Source organism: Pseudolabrys sp., assembly GCF_035943735.1.
GTDB lineage: Bacteria > Pseudomonadota > Alphaproteobacteria > Rhizobiales > Xanthobacteraceae > Pseudolabrys.
Genome location: NZ_DASZBV010000008.1, coordinates 128,547 through 147,943, shown reverse-complemented (window position 1 = coordinate 147,943; position 19,397 = coordinate 128,547). Strand labels below are relative to the sequence as shown.

At 65.5% G+C, this 19,397-nt stretch carries 18 protein-coding genes and 1 tRNA gene; 4 read left to right on the top strand and 15 right to left on the bottom strand.

What is annotated here, in order from left to right; translation table 11 throughout:
* Positions 1-26: 26 nt before the first annotated feature.
* The 8 genes from VGV41_RS05340 to VGV41_RS05305 form a co-directional block, all read right to left on the bottom strand.
* Complete coding sequence (locus VGV41_RS05340) at positions 27-998, bottom strand: tripartite tricarboxylate transporter substrate binding protein (RefSeq protein WP_326862654.1); 972 nt, start codon at positions 996-998, stop codon at positions 27-29.
* Positions 999-1,107: 109 nt separating this feature from the next.
* Positions 1,108-2,049, bottom strand: a complete 942-nt coding sequence (locus VGV41_RS05335; protein WP_414705060.1) for a GNAT family N-acetyltransferase — start codon at positions 2,047-2,049, stop codon at positions 1,108-1,110.
* Positions 2,050-2,174: 125 nt separating this feature from the next.
* Positions 2,175-4,406, bottom strand: a complete 2,232-nt coding sequence (locus tag VGV41_RS05330; protein WP_326862649.1) for a PAS domain-containing hybrid sensor histidine kinase/response regulator — start codon at positions 4,404-4,406, stop codon at positions 2,175-2,177.
* 161 nt (positions 4,407-4,567) lie between these two features.
* Entirely contained in the window at positions 4,568-6,106 is a 1,539-nt protein-coding gene (locus VGV41_RS05325) for a YifB family Mg chelatase-like AAA ATPase (protein ID WP_326862647.1), read from the bottom strand.
* Positions 6,107-6,165: 59 nt separating this feature from the next.
* On the bottom strand, positions 6,166-7,047 hold the full coding sequence (locus tag VGV41_RS05320) for an IS1 family transposase (protein ID WP_326862646.1): 882 nt from the start codon (positions 7,045-7,047) through the stop codon (positions 6,166-6,168).
* A gap of 147 nt (positions 7,048-7,194) precedes the next feature.
* Positions 7,195-7,282 (bottom strand) — tRNA-Ser (locus tag VGV41_RS05315).
* Positions 7,283-8,283: 1,001 nt separating this feature from the next.
* The gene (locus tag VGV41_RS05310; protein WP_326862644.1) at positions 8,284-8,643 is read right to left on the bottom strand and encodes a hypothetical protein; all 360 of its coding nucleotides are present in this window, start codon (positions 8,641-8,643) and stop codon (positions 8,284-8,286) included.
* Positions 8,640-9,188, bottom strand: a complete 549-nt coding sequence (locus VGV41_RS05305) for a Panacea domain-containing protein (protein WP_326862643.1) — start codon at positions 9,186-9,188, stop codon at positions 8,640-8,642. The genes VGV41_RS05310 and VGV41_RS05305 overlap by 4 nt, the downstream gene beginning before the upstream one ends.
* A 224-nt stretch (positions 9,189-9,412) precedes the next feature.
* Here VGV41_RS05305 and VGV41_RS05300 point away from each other — a divergent pair, with 224 nt between their 5' ends.
* Positions 9,413-9,592, top strand: a complete 180-nt coding sequence (locus VGV41_RS05300) for a hypothetical protein (RefSeq protein WP_326862641.1) — start codon at positions 9,413-9,415, stop codon at positions 9,590-9,592.
* A gap of 91 nt (positions 9,593-9,683) precedes the next feature.
* Positions 9,684-10,673 carry an ABC transporter substrate-binding protein gene (locus VGV41_RS05295; RefSeq protein ID WP_326862639.1) on the top strand — a complete coding sequence of 330 codons (990 nt, stop codon included), beginning with the start codon at positions 9,684-9,686 and terminating at the stop codon, positions 10,671-10,673.
* Positions 10,674-10,676: 3 nt separating this feature from the next.
* Here the strand turns inward: VGV41_RS05295 and VGV41_RS05290 are convergent, their stop codons facing one another.
* Both VGV41_RS05290 and gshB read right to left on the bottom strand, forming a co-directional pair.
* On the bottom strand, positions 10,677-11,663 hold the full coding sequence (locus VGV41_RS05290) for an ABC transporter substrate-binding protein (protein ID WP_326862638.1): 987 nt from the start codon (positions 11,661-11,663) through the stop codon (positions 10,677-10,679).
* A 6-nt stretch (positions 11,664-11,669) separates the two neighbouring features.
* Entirely contained in the window at positions 11,670-12,614 is a 945-nt protein-coding gene (gene gshB, locus VGV41_RS05285) for a glutathione synthase (protein WP_326862636.1), read from the bottom strand.
* 101 nt (positions 12,615-12,715) lie between these two features.
* Here gshB and VGV41_RS05280 point away from each other — a divergent pair, with 101 nt between their 5' ends.
* On the top strand, positions 12,716-13,936 hold the full coding sequence (locus VGV41_RS05280; RefSeq protein WP_326862635.1) for a HAMP domain-containing methyl-accepting chemotaxis protein: 1,221 nt from the start codon (positions 12,716-12,718) through the stop codon (positions 13,934-13,936).
* Between the two features lies 1 nt (position 13,937).
* On the opposite strand, the gene VGV41_RS05275 is transcribed toward VGV41_RS05280, so the two are convergent.
* Both VGV41_RS05275 and rsmI read right to left on the bottom strand, forming a co-directional pair.
* On the bottom strand, positions 13,938-14,360 hold the full coding sequence (locus VGV41_RS05275) for a YraN family protein (protein WP_326862633.1): 423 nt from the start codon (positions 14,358-14,360) through the stop codon (positions 13,938-13,940).
* Positions 14,360-15,274 carry a 16S rRNA (cytidine(1402)-2'-O)-methyltransferase gene (gene rsmI / locus VGV41_RS05270; protein ID WP_326862631.1) on the bottom strand — a complete coding sequence of 305 codons (915 nt, stop codon included), beginning with the start codon at positions 15,272-15,274 and terminating at the stop codon, positions 14,360-14,362. Before rsmI ends, VGV41_RS05275 begins: the two co-directional genes overlap by 1 nt.
* A gap of 136 nt (positions 15,275-15,410) precedes the next feature.
* On the opposite strand from rsmI, the gene VGV41_RS05265 reads away from it, so the two are divergent.
* Complete coding sequence (locus tag VGV41_RS05265; RefSeq protein ID WP_326862629.1) at positions 15,411-16,640, top strand: penicillin-binding protein activator; 1,230 nt, start codon at positions 15,411-15,413, stop codon at positions 16,638-16,640.
* A gap of 131 nt (positions 16,641-16,771) precedes the next feature.
* Here the strand turns inward: VGV41_RS05265 and hemW are convergent, their stop codons facing one another.
* From hemW to rph, 3 genes are all read right to left on the bottom strand, one after another.
* A complete protein-coding gene (gene hemW / locus VGV41_RS05260) occupies positions 16,772-17,929 on the bottom strand; it encodes a radical SAM family heme chaperone HemW (RefSeq protein WP_326862626.1) in 1,158 nt (385 codons plus the stop codon).
* An 83-nt stretch (positions 17,930-18,012) separates the two neighbouring features.
* Entirely contained in the window at positions 18,013-18,648 is a 636-nt protein-coding gene (gene rdgB, locus VGV41_RS05255; protein WP_326862625.1) for an RdgB/HAM1 family non-canonical purine NTP pyrophosphatase, read from the bottom strand.
* Between the two features lie 2 nt (positions 18,649-18,650).
* Positions 18,651-19,364 carry a ribonuclease PH gene (rph, locus tag VGV41_RS05250; protein ID WP_326862623.1) on the bottom strand — a complete coding sequence of 238 codons (714 nt, stop codon included), beginning with the start codon at positions 19,362-19,364 and terminating at the stop codon, positions 18,651-18,653.
* Positions 19,365-19,397: the final 33 nt, after the last annotated feature.

Below are 19,397 nucleotides of genomic sequence, written 5' to 3'. Positions count from 1 at the left end.
GCATTGGCGATTTCGTTTCTCCTGGACTACTGAAGCGTGATGTGGGCGCTCTTCGCCAGATCGCCCCATTGTTTCAGTTCGTGCGTGATCAGATCGGCAAATTGCGCCGGCGTGCCGCCGATCGGCTCGACGCCTTGCGTGCGCAGGCGCGCGGCGAGCGCAGGATCCTTCGCCGTTGCCTGCGCGGCGGCCGCCAGACGATCGATGACCGGCTGCGGCGTTCCGGCCGGCGCCATCATGCCGATCCAGAGCACGCCCTCGTAGCCGGGAACGCCGAGCTCGGCGATGGTCGGAATGTCCGGCAACAGATCCGAACGATGGCTGCTGGCGATCGCCAGCATGCGCAGCTTGCCGGCAACGACATACGGATGCGACGTCGCATAGGTGTCGAGCTTGAGCTGTACGACGCCGGCAAGCAGGTCGGTCATGGCTGGTGCGGCGCCGCGATAGGGCACCTGCGTAAGTTTGATCCCGAGCCGGTGCGCCAGCAACTCCATGGTCACGTGCGGCAGCGTGCCGAGCCCGGCGGAGGCATAGTTGATCTTGCCGGGGTTCTTCTTGGCGTAGGCGACGAAGTCGGCAAATGTTTTGTACGGTGCGCCTGGATTGCTGACGAGGACCTCCGGGACGTCCGCCAGCACCGAGATCGGCGTCAGGTCCTTCTGCGTGTCGTACGGTAGCGAGGCACGCATCGCGCCGTTGATGGTGTGATTAGGTGTGGTCAGCAGCAGCGTGTAACCATCGTGCGCAGCCTTCGCCACCGCTTCGGTGGCGATGATGCCGCCGGCTCCGGCCTTGTTCTCAACGATGATTTGCTTCCCGAGGATCGCGGACATCTTGGCCGACATGAGCCGCGCCACAATGTCGACGGCGCCGCCTGGCGGAAACGGCACCAGCAGGTGGATGGGCTGTTCCGGATATTCGGCGAGACTGCGGGCCGGCTGCAGAAGCACGGCAATTGCCAGCAGCACCAGCGCTGCCCGTTGAAGACGTTTCATACCGTTCGCCTTGGTTATTTTGTGCGCGCGAACGCGCACTTTCCCGGGCGGATGACCGGCCGTCAACCGGGCGATACCGCAGCGCTCAAGGCTGATGGACGAAGAGGCCTTACGCCGCCCTGCGGCTCAAATCGAAGTGCTCGATATAGCGCTTCTGGATCACCGACATCGGCAGCACGATCAGCACGTCGGTGGTGCCGAACTCATGGTCAATGACGGCGCCGTCGCCGATATAAGCACCGAGGCGGAGATAACCCTTGAGCAGCGGCGGCAGCGCGCGCAAGGCCGCCTTGGGATCGATCGCCTCCTTCGAAAGGCGGTTCATCTCGACGTAGCGCTCCGGCAGCGCCTGCGCGCGCCACTGCTCCGGCGCCCGCGAATAATGATGCAGGAATGACAGCGGCAGCGCGAGCCGCGACGGGTCGGTGCCTTCGATCGAGGCGCAGCCGATCATCACGCCGCAGCGGTTCTGCAGCACGTAGGCATGGATGCCGTGCCAGAGCAGCTCGACGGTGCGCTTGTTGCGATATTCCGGAAGAACGCAGGAACGGCCGAGCTCGAGGAATTGCAGTTGGCAGTGGCGGCCGACGAGGCCGCCGATGTCGAACTCGCCGGCGGTGTAGAAGCCGCCATACTCCTCGGCGAGCGGCTGGCGCAGCAGCCGGTAGGTGCCGACGACCGCCGGCCGGTTGAGCGGCCCGCGTTCGCGGCTGGTGTGATCGACCACCAGCAGGTGGTCGCAGATGGCGTCGTAGGAATCGACGTCGCGGCGGGCGAGGAGACGGGCCGGGTTCGGAACCGCCGAGCCCTCTTCGTAGAACACGCGGTAGCGCAGCTTCTGCGCCTGCCGCACCTCGGCGGCGTTGCGCGCCAGCCGCACCTCGAGGCTGCCGATCCGGCCGAGGGTCTGCGAGGCTTGGGGGGCGCGTGCCGCCAGGGTCTGGATCCCGCCATAGGCCTGCAATGCCGGGAGCAGGCGCGGCACGTTTCCAGCGGGCGGAGAGCGCAGTCGGCCAAACAAGTTGCGCGTCAAATTCACGCGTTGCATCATAGGGTTAGGTCCTAGCGGATTCTCGACCAAGTGCCAAACGGGCAGCGAATCACACCAAGGGCCGCCGTCCGTAGCCCTACACCACAGGGGGGACACGGATTTATGACACTGTGCGGAAGGTTTCACTACGCCGCAAGCGGCGCCGATGCCCGGTGGATAGTTTCGAGCACTTCGCGCAAGCGCTCGCGATCGAGCGGCTTCACCAGCAGGCCGTCCATGCCGGACGCGAGAACCGCGTCGCGGTCGTCGCCGGACGCGTTGGCGGTGAGCGCCAGCACCGGCGTCGGTTTCTCCCCGAGCTCGGGCTCGCTCTCGGCTGCGCGGATACGACGCACCGCTTCGAGCCCGTCCATGACCGGCATCTGCACGTCCATCAGCACCAGATCATAGGGCGCGCCGGCCGCGCGCGCCGCCTGCCACGATTCGACTGCGGCGGCGCCGTCGCTGGCGATCGTCGGACGGTGGCCAAGGCGCGTCAGCAGAGCGCGGGCGAGCAGGGCGTTGATGTCGTTGTCCTCGGCGACGAGGATCGACAGGCCTTTGTCGGCGCCGGCGCCGGCGCCGGCGCCATTCGCCGCCGCGACCGCTTCGTCGGTGGCGTCGGCGACCGCCTGCTCATAGGCATTGCTCGCGGCCAGCCGCGCAGCGAGCGATGCGGCGCGCACCGGCTTGACCAGATAGCCGTTAAACCCCGCTGCCTTGAGCGCCGGCAGCTCATGGCGGTCGGTCGGGCGGATGAGCACGATCCGCTTCGCGACGTCGATCTTGCTCAGGTCGCCGCGCGCCATCATCGCCTTGGCCAACGGGTAGTCGACGATCAGCGCATCCCATCGCCGCTCGGGCAGCAGCGCGAAAGCGACCTCCTCGTCGAGCGCGGCGCAAGTCCTGGCGCCCCAGCGGCCGAGCCGTCGTGCAAGCAACGACGTTTCGATTTCCGCGGCGGCGACGATCATGACCGCGGCATCGGAGAGATCGGGCGGCGCGAAAGCATGTTCCGGTTCGCCGGGCGCCGGCATCAGCGGCACGGTGGCGCTGAAGGTCGCGCCCTTGCCCGGGGCGCTGTCGACGGCGATGGCGCCGTGCATACGTTCGACGATGCGGCGCGAGATGGCGAGGCCGAGCCCGGTGCCGCCATGTTTGCGCGTCGATGAGGAATCCGCCTGCTCGAAATCCTGGAAGATGCGCGCCTGATCCTCAGGCGCCAGCCCGACGCCGGTATCGCGCACGCGGAAGCGGACCTCGTGTACGCGCTCGCCCGGCTCGACGATGACGGCGACGCCACCCTTCTCGGTGAATTTGATGGCGTTGCCGGCGAGATTGAGCAGCACCTGGCGCAGCCGCGGCGCGTCACCGACGAGGCGCGCGGGCAGGCGCTCGTCGACGAAGCTCGCGATCTCGATGCCTTTGGCCTGCGCGCGCGGGGCCAGCAGTTCGACCGCTTCCTCGACCAGCGCCGCGATGGCGAACGGCCGCGCCTCGACATCGAGCTTGCCGGCTTCGATCTTGGAGAAATCGAGAATCTCCTCGATCAGCGACAGCAGCGTCTCGCCCGATGTTTTCGTCGCCTTGGCATAGGTGACCTGTTCGGGCGAAAGCGGCGTGTCGAGCAGCAGGTCGGCCATGCCGAGGATGCCGTTGAGCGGCGTGCGGATCTCGTGGCTGACCATGGCGAGGAAGCGCGACTTGGCACGGTTGGCGCTCTCGGCCTGATCGCGCGCGGCGTAAAGCGCGCGCTCGGCCTCGACGCGCGTGGTCACGTCGCGGCCGACCGCCTGCACCTCGTTGCCGTCCTCGGTGCGCACGGCGACCTCGCGCCAGGCGATCCAGCGCGCGCCGTCGTCGGTGTCGATCTTCTGGTCGTGCACGCGGGTGCCGTCGGGCAGCACGCTCAGCTCGCTCTGCTCGCGCACCGGCAGCGCGAAGGTCTGGCCGATCAGGCTCGGCCGGCCGCGGCCGACGAGCTTACAGAAGGCGTCGTTGACGTAGGTGATGCGGCCTGCGCCGTCGCGGCGAACGATGAGATCGCCCTGCGCGTCGATCAATCCGCGCGCGCGTTCTTCCGCCTCGCGCAGCTCCCAGTTCCGATCGGCAAATTCGTCGACCTCGCTTTGCAATGCGCGCAACTGGCGGAGGAGGCTGCGCCGGCGCATGAGCATGAAGGCGAGCATGGCGCAGGCGACCGCGAACAGGGCGGCGACGCCGGTGGCGAAATTCGCGGCGTCGAAATTGCCGCGGCCGATCTGGATGCCGGCGAAGAAGCCGATCGCAGTCGAAGCCACCGCCAGTGTCGTGAACACGGCACGGCCGAACAGTATCAACGCCGCCTTGTTGCGGAACCTGGTGCGTTGCGCGCGCATGTGCGTCCGGGTGTCCGCGTGCATCGGTTCGGCGGCCTTCGTCCTCGGCAGAAGCACGTCCCTGCCGGGTATTGTGCCGCATTGAACGTTGCGGATTTATTGGAAAGTAACGCTGACGGGTTCCGACGCGCGGTCGTGGTGAATGCGGCGTTAACGCCGCGTCACGCGGCGTGGCGCATTTCGTCGGCGAGCGAACGGTAGGACAAGGCCTCGGCGAAATGCACGCGCCCGACCTTCTCGGCGCCGTCGAGATCGGCGAGCGTTCGCGCCACGCGCAGCACGCGGTGATAGCCGCGCGCCGAGAGATGCATGGCGCTCGCCGCATCGCGCAGCAGCGCGAGGCCGGCATTGTCGGCGCGCGCGATTTCCTCGAGCACCGGCCCCGAGGCCTGCGCATTGACTCGCACATGATCGAGCTTGAGCGCGGCGTAGCGTTGCACTTGAAGGTCGCGCGCCCGGGCAACGCGCGCGGCGATCTCGCGTGAGCCTTCCGACGGCGGCGGCAAAATGAGATCGGCGGCGGTGACGGCCGGCACCTCGATGTGCAGATCGATGCGGTCGAGGAACGGCCCGGACAGCCGCGCCTGATAATCGGCGGCGCACCGGGCGTTCGGCGCGCGGCGGCAGGCGAAGCCCGGATCGGAGGCGCGGCCGCAGCGGCATGGATTCATCGCCGCCACCAGCATGAAGCGCGCCGGATAGGTGATGCGGTGGTTGGCGCGGGCGATGGCGACCTCGCCGGTTTCCAGCGGCTGGCGAAGCGAGTCGAGCACGGCCGGCGCGAACTCCGGCAGCTCGTCGAGAAACAACACGCCGTTATGCGACAGCGAAATCTCGCCCGGCCGCGCGCGCAAGCCGCCGCCGACCAGAGCCGGCATCGAGGCGGAATGATGCGGCGCGCGGAATGGCCGGCGGTTGGTGAGCGCGCCGCCTTCGATCTCGCCGGCGACCGAAGCGATCATCGACACTTCCAGGAGCTCGGCCGGCAACAAAGGCGGCAGGATGGTCGGCAGCCGCGCGGCGAGCATCGATTTGCCGGCGCCGGGCGGACCGACCATCAGGAGGTTATGGCCGCCGGCGGCGGCGACCTCGAGCGCGCGCTTGGCGCTTTCCTGGCCCTTGATGTCCGCGAGATCGAGCGGCACGCCGTCGAGCTCGCGGATGCGCGGCTGCGGCCGGTTGAGCACCTGCGTGCCCTTGAAATGGTTGGCGAGCTGGATCAGCGACTGCGCCGCGACGATCTCGATCTCCGGACTTGCCCAGGCCGCCTCGGGGCCGCAGGCGTAGGGGCAGATCAGGCCGTGGCTGCGGGAATTGGCGCCGATGGCGGCGGGCAGCACGCCGGCGACCGCCGCGATCGAACCGTCGAGGCCGAGCTCGCCAAGCACGTCGTAGCCGGCGAGCGCGTCGGCCGGGATGGCGCCGATCGCCGCCATCAGGCCCAGGGCGATGGGCAGGTCGTAGTGGCTGCCTTCCTTCGGCAGGTCGGCGGGGGCGAGGTTGACGGTGATGCGCCTTGCCGGCAGCGCCAGCCCGGAGGCGATCAGCGCAGCGCGCACGCGCTCCTTGGCCTCGGAGACCGCCTTGTCCGGCAGGCCGACAATGTTGAAGGCCGGCAGGCCTGGCGCGACCTGCACCTGCACATCGACGGCGCGGGCCTCGATGCCCTCGAACGCCACGGTGGTGACACGCTGGACCATGTCCGTCCCTCTGCCGCTACCCAGAGTAGTACCGCAAGTTGTGGAGGACGGGTGGTGTCTCAGTTTGAAATCTGTGCATTCCGTTTGCGATAGGGGCCGCGAACCTTCGGCATCTCGCAAGCGTCGATAATCGCAACAAGATCGGCCATATCCATCACCTTGTCGGTGAGGCCAGCGGCCATTGCCGGGGTCACGCGCAGCGTCTTGTGAATGCGCATGAAGTTGTACCAGACGAAGTAGAGCGCCAGCGCGTGACAGTGGTTTTCCAGCTTCTTGGAGAAGCCGTTAGTCAGGCGAGTAAACCGGCGCATGGACATGCGCATGGTGAGGTTCTGGCGCTCGGCAAATGACGTATTGATGTGAGCCGGGTCGGGGTTGCCACGGATCACCTTGGTATCGGTGGCCACGACCACGGGCGGGCTATAGCGACCAGCGGGGCCACTTTCCTTGCCGAAAATCTTGATCAGCATGGCGTAGTCGGCGTCGAAATCGAGTTCTTCGACCGCACTGAGATACGCGCGATGACCGTCCGTGGAGAGTTGCACCTTGTTCGCCAGCCGGGCGCGAAGATCGCTCATGAACTCCATCGCCGCGCCGTGATGACGGTCGCCGACGTGCCATGACACGATCAGCTTCGAATCTGCGTCAATCCCGGTCCACGTCCACACGTCGCCAGACCCGTAGGGAGCAGCGCTAGCGGTGCGCAGGTTCTTTTGCTTGGCGTAGGAGAAGCTCCAGATTTCATCGCACTGGATGCTCTTAGAGGCCACGTTGCGCACGTTCTCGTGGTGATACGCCGCACAGACGTTACCGGCATCCACAAGCAGCTTCGTGACCGTATTGATGGAGACCCCACAGACCCGGGAAACCGAGCGCATGGACGACCCCTCGCAAAGCATCGAGAGGATTTGGACGCGGGTCTCAACAGGGAGTCTGTTCATGGGACACAGCATGAACGCTGTATCCATTTCTGTCAAGATAAAAGTTCAGTTTAGACTCCACTTAACCCTACAAGTAGTAACTTGTTGGATTCGTACGTATTTTACGTTTGGATAGCGCCTGAAATTGGCTATATTAAATAGATCGCGCGCTCCGGGTGGGGCTCGAACCCACATTCTCCCGATTAGCAATCGGGTGCTGTACGCCCTGGCAGGCATCCAATTCAGCTTCCGGAGCACGCGACAGATAGAAGATCGGCGGGGCCGAGCACCCCACCGCAGAAAGCTATAGCCACTAGCTGGTGTTGTTCATCAACGCCTCCTTCATTCGGTTACATCGTCCAAGGGACCCGGGGAGCCACCCCCGGGTTTCTTCGTTTCGTCGCTCGGTGACGGCCCGAAGAACCACGTAAACCCGTCGCGGTGCGCAAGGTTTTCTTGCGACAAGCGGTACAGGGTCATGCCGATAGTTTTGTAATGAATTTGCCTATTTAGAGCGGCCTCAACGGTCCTGCGGATGGGGCCAGCTTTGGACCCTTTGGTGCCCGCGCCTTGCAATAGTGACAGGACCAATTCGCGTATCGTCGGCGGGGCTAACTCGTAGCCCGGCGGGAGTGGTGGTGGTACGGGCGGACGCGAGAGCGGCAATTCGGCCATCGCCTCGACTGGTCCGATAGGGGGCGGCGGTAAGGGCGCTGGCGGCGCAGACGTGACGGCTGATGGAGGGGCTGGCCGCGCCTTGATTATGAGAGCCGGGCGCACGTCTTCCGGAAGCTTGACTTCCAAGCCGAAGAGCCGACCAGCGGCGCGACAGTCCCAAAGGTCGCGGTCAATACGCCGGATGCGCTTATCGATTTCCGACTTATTGGCTAACTCCCGTTCGCGAGCCTCCAACAGCTCGCGGAGCTTTGCCTCAATTGCCTGAGCGGCAACTCTATTGGATGTCTGGTTTGAGTCCGGCGCCATTACCAGAGTGTGCCGGAAACCTGACTGGAAATCAAGTAGGTGTTTCTAATTCCCCTTGTTCCGACTCCGAGCGGCTTGTTGGGCTATCTTAACCCTTTGTTCACTCGACAAATTCGCGGCCCGCTTCTTTCCGCCGATCTGCCCGGCAGCGGCCTTGGTCAAGTTTTTCGGGGGCGTTTCGTCCACATCGCCAGTAGCGATTCGGGCCACCATTATGGCGGCACCGATCACGTCTGCGGGGCGCTTCTCGCCTTTGGGACCTCGGGGCATGGTTCAGCTCAGGTTTTGAAGGGCAAGGTTGCGATGGGCTTCGGGCAGCGTCGCAATCGGATTTGCTAGAGCGGCGAGCACACGCGCTTTCAGCGCATCCGAGATCGGCCCTCGGTCCCTGGCGGCGGTAGCTTCGGAACTAGAAATGCCCTTAATGCCCGAAAGGTCTAGATAGCAACCTTTCGTAATCGCCGGATGCTCGCCAGCCGCAATAGCCAATTGGCCGTGCCCGTGGAACGCTGCGCTGCTATTAAACCAAAACAGGAAGGACTGTTTGTCGCAGACGCAAAGGGCGATTTTGTCGTGTGGATTTTTGATCCACTGACATAGATAGATGCATACCTTCTTGTTCTTCAGCGTCATAGAATGGCATAGGCAGCGTTTTCTTGCGCCAACCTAAGTATTTCTTTTTTGTGCGGATTGTCGTCGTCAATAAAATCTGCGTAGTCCATTGGGCGATTAGCCTCGGCCGCTTTCCATGCCTTTTCGAAATGCGTTATTTTCGATAGCTCGTCTGGGCTTTTGTCTTTGCAGTAGTCAATTGCTTCTTTCAGACATTCGGCGTCCGATGACGAAAGTAGCCCTCCTTCTTGGCGGCCTTCAATCGGCATCAGGCGAGGAAATCGTCCGCTGTGGTCAATCTTCACCGCCTCATCGAGGCCGTCCGGTTCGGGCGACCATCCCCATTCTCCATCCATGTAGTTTTTGATGGTAGACGGAACCGGACCACGGGGCATTGCGATGTAGGTGTCCGCGATGATCGGCCGACCGTATCGGTTCAAGTGCCATTTTTCCGCGAAGAACAGAACTTTTGCGACGTAAAATGGAGTGAACCCAGCCTTTATCTTTGCGATAAAAGCTAGAGTTTCCAGTGCTTTAGCTTCGTTGAAGGCGAACTTAAGGGGCATTGCGATGGACCCCCGCGCTATCAGGCGAAACGCCAAAAATACAAGTCGCCCAGCGCTCCATCCGTTCGGACTATATCTGAATCGTGACCAAATTGCATCACCCGAATAGGCCATTAGCTACCCGCCTTTTTTCAAACTGAGACACTACCGGAGGACGACAAGAACATTTGCAGAACAAAAAAGACAGGTTACACTCCCAGGATACCCAGGACGGGGGACGAGCCATGATCGATCGCAAAGCCATGCAAGACGACCTCGACCGCGCGCGGCAGGCGCGGCTGGACGCCGAGGCCGCAAACGCCGACGTCGAGGAGATGCTGTGGGAGGTGCAGCACATCCGCCTCGGTCACCAGCGCATCGTGTTCTCGATCGCCGGCTTCGAGCAGGACGCGCTCGTCAACTGAGACGCGCCGCGCGCGTCACCGTGATTCGCGTTGATCTCGCGCGCGAAGCCGCCGATCATCTCCCCATAAAAAGCTATGGGGAGAAACGACCATGACGATGCGGTGGAGGAGTCTGCTTGCCGGTGCGGCGGTAGGGACGGCGTTGTTCGCCGGCGCGGCCGCGGCGGGAGCGCAACAGCTGAAAGTCTGGAAGCACGGCATCATCGAGCCGAAAGGCGACGCCGGCTTCAGCCTGATGGTCGGCCAGCACGACTTCGCCGCCAAGCACGGGCTCAAGGTCGAGATCGTCCCGATCAAAAACGGCGCCACCGCGCACAAGGCGCTGCTCGCCGGCGAGCTCGACAGCATCGAATCGAGCCCCGGCGCTGCCATCCTCGCGGGATCGCACGGCGCCGACATCAAGATCATCGGCTGCGACTGGCCGGGCGTGCCGCACGGGCTGATGACGCACGCGAACATCAACTCGGTTGCCGACTTGAAGGGCAAGACCATCGCTGTGGCAGCGCCGGGCTCGTTGCCCAACCTGCTGGTCAATGCCATTCTCGAGCAGAACCACATGAAGCCGTCGGACGTGCGCTTCGCTAATCTTGGCGGCGATCTCGACCGCTACAAGGCGATCCTGGCCGGCGTGGCCGACGCGGGCATCGTCGCTTCGGAATTCATGGCGGTGGCGCCGAAGGATATAAAAATGCTGGTGCCCGGCCACGCGGCGTTGCCGAACTATGTACGGCTGTGCCTCACCATGACCGGCAAGACCGTCGCCGGCCGGCACGACGACGCAGTGAATTTCATCGCCGCCGAAATGGACGCGCTGCATTACGCGACGACGCATCGTGACGACACGATCCGCGTCACGCGCGAGGCGATCCACGCCAAGCCCGACGATCCGCGCCCGGCTTTCGCCTATGACGACACCGTCAAGCGCAAGCTGGTCGATCCCGACGTGACCTTGCCGCTCGACAAGCTTTCCTGGATGCAGAACGAGCTGCACAAGGCCGGTAACCTCAAGGCGCCGGTCGATCTGGCTAAGATCACCGCGCCGGACATCCACGACGCGGCGGCGAAGCTGGTGGGGAAATAGCGCTCAGACCTTGACCGGCGCCATGATGCCGGGCGGGAAGATCTCTTCCGGCCTGGCGAGCCGATGGGCGATGCCCTGTTCATGGCAGTAGCGCAGGAACAGCTCCAGTGTCGGGCGGTTGGGCTCGATGCCGTAAGGAAAGGGGTCGCCGCCGAACATCTCGCTGATGCTGCGGGCGTGGTTGGTCAGCCACGGGATGGGATAACGCGACACGGCGGGATCGAGCAGGCGCTCGAGGCTGCGCCTTTTCGATTCCTCGAAGGCATTGAGCAGATTGCGCGCGATCCACGGATTGTCGGCCAGGATCGCCTTGCGCAACGCGATCACATGCATGATCGGATAGACATGCGTGTCCTGGTAATAGCGGTGCTCGATCTCCTCGAAGTCGGGAAACAGCCGCACGACGTCGGGATGCTTCTCGCGGAAACAGTTCGGCGGCCGCGCGATGATGACGCAATCGAGCTCGCCGCTGGCGATCATGCCGCTCAGCGTCTTCTCCGGCTCGCGCCGCAGCGTGACGCCCTTCGGCAGCGTCAGCTCGACTTTCTCGATGCGACCGGCCTCGTTGGTGCCGGCCTGCACCCATTCGATATCCTGCAGCGGCACGCCGCCCTCATGCATCAGCCAGCCGCGCATGTAGACTGCGGCGGTGTGCGCCCATTCCGGCACGCCGATGCGTTTACCGCGCAGGTCCTTGGCTGTTTTGATGCCCTTGGTGCGGTTCACGTAGAACGACGCGAAGCGGAACAGCCGCGAGGCATAGACCGGCAGGCCAATGATGTCGCTGTCCGCCCGCGTCACCTGCGCCGAGAACTTGGCGAAGGATAGTTCGGCCACGTCCCATTCGCGGTTGAAGGTGAAGCGCGAGAAGATTTCGTGATGGCCGAGCATAGACCAGGTCGCGTCGATGCCTTCGGCGCGCACGAGGCCCGTGCGGAAATCACGGAAATGGTCGTAGTCGGTGGTGGCGACGGAGAGCTTGACGTTCATTTGAAATTACCCGCGGCGCTTGGCTTCGATTTTGTCCCAGATGAGCTTGGCGATGTCCGGGCCGCCGAGATTCTTGATGGCGCGGATGCCGGTCGGCGAGGTGACGTTGATTTCGGTGATGTTGTCGCCGATCACGTCGATGCCGACGAAGAGCAGGCCACGCTCGCGCAGCGCCGGACCGATGCGCGCGCAGATCTCGCGCTCGCGTGGCGTCAGCTCGGTCGCGGTCGCCGCGCCGCCACGCACCATGTTCGAGCGCAAATCGTCGGCCGCCGGCACGCGGTTGACCGCCCCGGCGAATTCACCGTCGACCAGGATGATGCGCTTGTCGCCGGCCTTCACCGCCGGCAGGAACTTCTGCACCACCCACTGCTCGCGGAACGTCACCGCGAACATGTCGTAGAGCGAGCCAAAATTGAGATCGTCGCGCGTGACGCGGAACACCGCGCCGCCGCCGTGGCCGTACAGCGGCTTCATGACGATGTCGCCGTGCTCGGCGCGGAAGGCCTTGATCTCGTTGAGGTCGCGCGTGATGAGCGTCGGCGGCATCAGGTCGGGAAACAGGGTGACGAACACCTTTTCCGGCGCGTTGCGCACGTGCGCCGGGTCGTTGACCACCAGAGTTTTTGGCTGGATGCGCTCGAGGAAATGCGTCGTCGTCACATAAGCGAGATCGAACGGCGGGTCCTGCCGCAGCAGCACGACGTCGAATTCGGTCAGGTCGGCGCGGCGCGCGGTGCCGAGCTCGAAGTGATCGCCGGGCTGGTCGCGAACGGTCAGCGGCTCGACCGAAGCGAACAGCTTGCCGTCGAGCAGCGCGAGCCGGTCCGGTGTGTAGTACGAAAGTCGGTGTCCGCGCGCTTGCGCCTCGAGCAGCAAGGCAAATGTGGAATCGCCTTTGACGTTGATCCGGGCGATCGGATCCATCTGGACCGCAACATTCAGACTCATGATTGCTCTCGGCTGCCTTTGTTGTGCATTCCGCGCAAAGGAAAATAGTGCGTTAACACATTGTTGCCAGTATGCCCCGGCCGCGCGGGTAGGGGCAGGCCGTGACCGTTCCGAAGCTCTCCATCTCCACCAAGCTCTATGCGACTTTCGCCCTGATGGCCATCGGGGCGGTCCTGCTCGACAGCGTCGTCGATTACAACGCGCCCGTCTGGGTTACCGCGGCCATGGGCGTTCTTTTCCTCGGCACCGTGACGCTCGCCGTCATCGGGGTGCGCAGCGTCGCCCACGCGGTCGCCGGCCTGACCCGGGCCACCGAAAAGATCGCCGCCGGTGAAGCAAACGTCTCGATCCCCGCCTGCGAGCGCACTGATGAAGTCGGCGCGCTTGCCCGCTCGATTGCCGTCTTTCAGCAGACGATGGCGCACAATGTCGAGCTCAACCGCACCGTCTCCGGCGACGCCGAGGCCCGCGCGCAGCGGCAGAGCGTCATGTCGGCGGAAATCGCCCGCTTCTCCGGACATATCGAAACGACCTTGTCGGAGCTCGGACGCATCTCGGACGAAATGCTCACGGCCTCCAGTCAGCTTGCCGGCGTCGCTGACAACGCCACCGGTAAGACCGTGCGCGCCGAAGCCGCATCCTCGGAAGCCTCCGCCAATGTGCGCGACATTGCCTCGGCGGCGGACGAGCTCTCGGCGTCGGTGAACGAGATCGACCGTCAGGTCGCGCAGTCGACCACCATCGCCGGCAAAGCGGTCGTGGAAGCGGAGGCGACCAACGCGGCGGTGAAGGAACTGGGCGAGGCCGCCGCGCGCATCGGCGACGTGGTCAAGCTGATCACCGATATTGCTGAGCAGACCAACTTGTTGGCGCTCAACGCCACCATCGAGGCGGCGCGCGCCGGCGAGGCGGGCCGCGGATTCGCGGTGGTGGCCGGCGAGGTGAAGGCGCTGTCGGGCCAGACCAGCCGCGCCACCGAGGAGATACGCACCCAGATCGATGGCATGCAGCGTGCGACGTCGCGCTCCATCACCACCATCACTGCGATCGAGCAAACCATCCGCGAGATCGGCAACATCTCGAGCGCAATTGCCGCGGCGGTGACGCAGCAGGGCGCGGCGACGCAGGAGATCGCGCGCAGCGTCGAAATCGCCGCGCACCGGACCATCGAGACGGCGAGTGAAGTGGCGTCGGTCGGTGCGGCGACGCAGGACACCCGCACCAGCGCGGTCGCGGTGAAATCGGTCGCCGACGATCTTGGCCAAGTTGCCGGTCGCATCCGCGCGCAGGTCGACGAATTCTTCGAGCGGCTGAGCGCCTAAACTACGTCTCGAACGCCCCCTGGATGTGCCGCGGAAACTTGCCGGGCGCCACCAGCATCGCGTCGAAGCGAATATCGGTGATCGACGGATCGGGATAGGTGGCGAGCCAGGCTTCGGCCGCCGCCGCGATGCGCGCGCGCTGGCGCGGCGTCACCGATTCCGCGGCTTGGTCGAGATCGTTGCGCGCCTTGACCTCGACGAACACCAGCAACGCGCGCCGGCGCGCGACGATGTCGATCTCGCCGACCGGACTCCTCCAGCGCCGCGCGACGATGCGGAAGCCCTTCGCCACCAGCAGCGCGGCGGCGCGGCTTTCCGCCGACAGCCCGGTGCGGAAGGCGGCCTGCCGCTCGGGGCTCGGCTCCGCCTTCGCCTTGTCCGGCTTCGGGCGGAGGCCGGGCGATCTGAATCGGCTCGGATCCATCACTCGTCGTCGCCTTTCGAAAGTTCGAGCGCGCGCTGGTAGACCTCGCGCTTCGGTTTGCCGGTTGCAAGCGCAACCTCTCCGACCGCGTCTTTCACCGAAACGCGCGCCAGCGCGCGGCGCAACAGGTCGTCGACATCGGCGGGCGCGGTCTCGTCCTCCGGCGGCGGCGCCACGACGACGACGAACTCGCCGCGCGTCTCGGCACCGTGCGCGTAGTCGCGCGCGAGATCGACGAGCGTGCTGCGGCGCACCTCCTCGTGCAGTTTTGTCAATTCGCGGCAGATCGCGGCCGGCCGGTCGCCCAGGCCCATCGCCAGGTCGGCGAGCGCCTCGGCGATGCGCGGGCCGCTCTCGAACAACACCAAAGTCGCCGGCATCGGCGCGAGCGCGGCGATGCGTTTCTGCCGCGCTCCCTGCTTCGACGGCAGGAAGCCTTCGAAGAAGAACCGGTCGGTCGGTAACCCGGCCACCGACAGCGCCGTCAGCACGGAGGAGGCGCCCGGCACGGCGACGACCGCAAAGCCCAGGTCTTGCGCCTCGCGCACCAGCCGGTAACCGGGATCGGAGATCAGCGGCGTGCCGGCGTCCGACACCAGCGCGACGGCTTCGCCGGCGGCCAGCCGTGCCATGAGCTTCGGCCGCGCGCTTGCGGCGTTGTGGTCGTGGTACGGGGTGAGTGGTGTTTCGATGCCGAAGCGGTCGGCGAGCTTGCGGGTGACGCGCGTGTCCTCGCAGGCGATCACGTCGGCGCCGGCCAGCACCTCCAGCGCGCGCAGCGTGATGTCGCCGAGATTGCCGATCGGCGTGGCGACCAGATAGAGGCCGGCCTTCGCCTTCCGCGCTTCGACGGGCACGCCGAACGGTGCGTAATCGTGTCGCCGTGCGCTCTCGGACTTGTCGTGAATGGCCATGCCGGCACTCTAGACGCCTCTCGTCCGGCCGTCAGCCTCGCGGCAGATTCCCTCGTTTTTTCACAGCCTTAACTTTTGCGCGACAAAATCGGCAAGAGTCGCTAGGACTTGACCTCATTGAGGTCGGGGAGCCGCCATGGCGGGAACTGGTGCGGGGACGGGACTGTGGTCGCGCGGCCGTCGCCGCCTGCTGACCGCGTTCGGGGTCGCCGCCGCCGCTGTCGCCCTCGCCGCCTGCTCCAGCACCAGCCTCAACCAGTTCAGCGAAGCGCAGCCGGCGCCGCAGCCGCAGGCCGTTGAGCCACCGCCTGCGCCGGGCACGATCGGCACCGGCCAGATTCGCGTCGGGCTCATCCTGCCGCTGTCGGCGCCGGGCAATGCCGGCGTGGCGGCGCAGTCGATGAAGAACGCTGCCGAGATGGCGCTCGCCGAATTCAAGCAGCCGAACATCCAGCTTCTGGTGAACGACGACGGCGGTACGCCGCAGGGCGCCGCCGCGGCGGCGCAGCAGGCGCTCGCCGGCGGCGCCGAGATCATCGTCGGCCCGCTGTTCGCGCAGTCGGTCACCGCGGTCGGACAGGTCGCGCGATCGCGCGGCATTCCGGTGATCGCCTTCTCGACCGATTCCAGCGTCGCGGCGCCGGGTGTGCATCTGCTGAGCTTCCTGCCCGAGACCGACGTCAAACGCATCGTCGATTACGCCGTGTCGCGCGGCAAGCGCTCGTTCGCGGCGCTGCTGCCCGACAATGCCTACGGCACCGTGGTCGAGGCCGCCTTCCGGCAGGAGGTGCCGCGTCGCGGCGGTCGCATCGTCGCGCTCGAGAAATATCCGGTCGATCCCGGCCGCACCGCGGAAGCGATCAAGCGCGTGGCGCAGTCGGCGAGCCATGCCGACGCGTTGTTTGTTCCTGATGACGGCACGATGGTGCCGAACATCCTGCAGCAGCTCGCGGCCGACGGCGTCAATCTCAAGCGCATCCAGTTGCTCGGCACCGGCCTGTGGGCCGACAATCCGCAGCTCGCCGGCGACAAGCTCGCCGACGGCGGCTGGTATCCCGCCCCCGATTCTGCCGGCTTCCGCAGCTTCGCCACGCGCTATCGCGCGCGCTACGGCCAGGACCCCGTGCGCACGGCGACCTTGAGCTACGATGCGGTGGCGCTGGTGGCGGCGCTGGTGAAGACGCAAGGCACGCAGCGCTTCACCGAGCAGGTGCTGACGAATTCGTCGGGCTTCGCCGGCATCGACGGCGTCTTCCGCTTCCGCAACGATGGCACCAACGAGCGCGGCCTCGCCGTGCTGCAGATCGCCCCGGGCGCGCCGCGCGTGATCAGCCCACCGCCGAAGTCATTCGGGTCCGGCACCTGACGCGTCACCCTGAGGGGCTCGCATGCATCAGCATGCGAGCCCCGAGGGGGCTCTGAATCGCAACAAAGGCGAGTTTTGGGTCGAGGTCCTTCGAGGCCAGCGCGTTCGCGCGGGCTCCTCAGGACAACGGGCTACGCCGCCAGATCCGCCACCACCGCGTCGAGCACCGGGAAGCCCGATGGCGTCACGCGCAGGCGGCCGTCGGCGGTGGTCTCGACCGCGCCTTCGTCGCGCAGGATCGACACACGCGCCGGATCGAGCGTGCGGCCGGCGATCGCGGTGTAGCGCGACGGCTCGATGCCTTCGACAAGGCGCAGCCCCATCAGCAGGTATTCGTCGGCGGTCTCGCCTGGCGTCAGCGCCTCGTCGACGATGAGACCGTGGCCCTTCGCCTCGACGCGCATGATCCAGCTCTCCGGACGCTTCTCGGTCTCGGTGGCGCAACGGCGGCCGTCGATGGTCAGGCGGCCGTGCGCGCCGGGGCCGACCCCGGCGTAATCATGGCCGCGCCAGTAGACGAGGTTGTGCCGGCACTCGGCACCGTCGCGCGCGTGATTTGAAATCTCGTAGGCCGGCAGGCCGGCGTCGGCGCAGACCTGCTGGGTGAGATCGTAGAGGTCGCGGCCGAGATCGTCGTCCGGCGTGATCAGCTTGCCGGCCTTGTGCAGGCCGTAAAACGGCGTGCCCGGCTCGATCGTCAATTGATAGAGCGAGAGATGCTCTGCCGCCTCGGCGATGGCGCGTTTGAGCTCGGCTTCCCAGGCCGCGAGCGTCTGCCGCGGCCGCGCATAGATCAGATCGAACGAGTAGCGCTCGAAGATCGAGCGCGCGACGGCAACCGCATCGAGCGCCTCTTGCGCCGTGTGCAACCGGCCAAGCTCTTTAAGTGAAGCATCGTCGAGCGCCTGCACGCCCAGCGACACGCGGTTGACGCCGGCGGTGCGATAGCCACGGAAACGCGTCGCCTCGACACTGGTCGGATTGGCCTCGAGCGTCACCTCGGCGTCGGGCGCCACGCTCCAATGTTTTGCAATTGCGTCGAGGATCGCCTGCACCGATTGCGGCTGCATCAGCGACGGCGTGCCGCCGCCGAAGAAGATGCTGGACACCGTGCGTCCCGGCACGCGCCGCGCGGTGCTCGCGAGCTCGGTCTCGATGGCGCGCACATAGCGCGACTCATCGTAGCCGCCGTGCCGCACGTGGCTGTTGAAGTCGCAATACGGGCACTTCGACAGGCAGAAGGGCCAGTGCACGTAAACGGCAAAGGGCGCGGGAATCGGTGAATTCATATTAACCATCTTAGGCCTTGAGCCCCCGCGGGAAAAGCACGCAAAGGTTTTCGCGGCGGATAAGTACTTAAAATTGTAATCAATTATGGCTTTCGCAAGCAGGCCGCGGCGAGCTTGATGAAGGCGCGGGCGCGGTGCGAGAGGCCCTGCCCCTGCGGCGGCAGGCCGTGTTTTTCCTCGGCGGTCATCTCGCCGAAGGTGCGGTCGAAGCCGTCGGGCTGGAACAGCGGATCGTAGCCGAAGCCGAGGAACCCGCGCGGCGGCCATACCGCGACACCGTCGACGCGGCCTTCGAATGCCTCGATATGCCCATCCGGCCAGGCGAGGCACAGCGCGGCGATAAAATGCGCGCGACGCTGTTCCGGCGTGCGTGCACCGCGTTCGATCAGCAGCGTCTGGATGTGGTTCATGGCGCCGCGGAAATCCTTGTCGGGTCCCGCCCAGCGCGCCGAATGGATGCCGGGCTCGCCGCCGAGCGCCTCGACGACGAGACCTGAATCGTCAGCAAACGCGACCTTGCCAGTCGCTTTGGCGGCCGCCTCGGCCTTGATGCGCGCATTGGCGGCGAAGGTGGTGCCGCTCTCCTCCGGCTCGGGCAGACCGAGCTCGCCGGCCGACTGCGCGTCGATACCGTACGGCGCCAGCAATTCGTGCATTTCGCGCAGCTTGCCGGGATTGTGCGTGGCGATGACGATCGGACCGGTGAGGAGGCGGGGCAAAGCTACCCCACCGCCATCTTCTGCAGATCGACGAGCTTGCCGATGCCTTTGCGCGCCAGCGCCAGGAGCGCAAGGAACTGGTCCTCGCTGAACGGCGTCTTTTCGGCGGTGGCCTGGATTTCCACAATATTGCCGTTGCCGCTCATGACGAAATTGGCGTCGGTCTCGGCTTCCGAATCCTCAGCGTAGTCGAGATCGAGCACCGCGACGTTGTTGTAGACGCCGCACGACACCGCCGCGATATGATCGCGCATTACGTCGGTCTTGAGCATGTCGCGCGCCTTCATCCAGGAAAAGCAGTCGGCGAGCGCCACCCAGGCACCGGTGATTGAGGCGGTGCGGGTGCCGCCATCGGCCTGGATGACGTCGCAGTCGATGGTGATCTGACGCTCGCCCAAGGCCTGGAGGTCGACGACCGACCGCAGGGAGCGCCCGATCAATCGCTGGATCTCGACGGTGCGACCGCCTTGCTTCCCGGCAGAGGCCTCGCGGCGGGTGCGCTCGGAGGTGGCGCGGGGCAACATGCCGTATTCGGCGGTGACCCATCCGCGACCCTGGCCCTTGAGCCAAGGCGGGAGACGTTCCTCGAGGCTGGCGGTGACCAGCACGTGAGTGTCGCCGAATTTCACGAAACACGACCCCTCGGCGTATTTGACGACGCCGCGTTCCAGCGACACCGGCCGCAATTCGTCGACTTGTCGGCGGCTTGGCCGCATGAGGCGCTCCTGTTCCTGTGAGCCCGGCGCCGG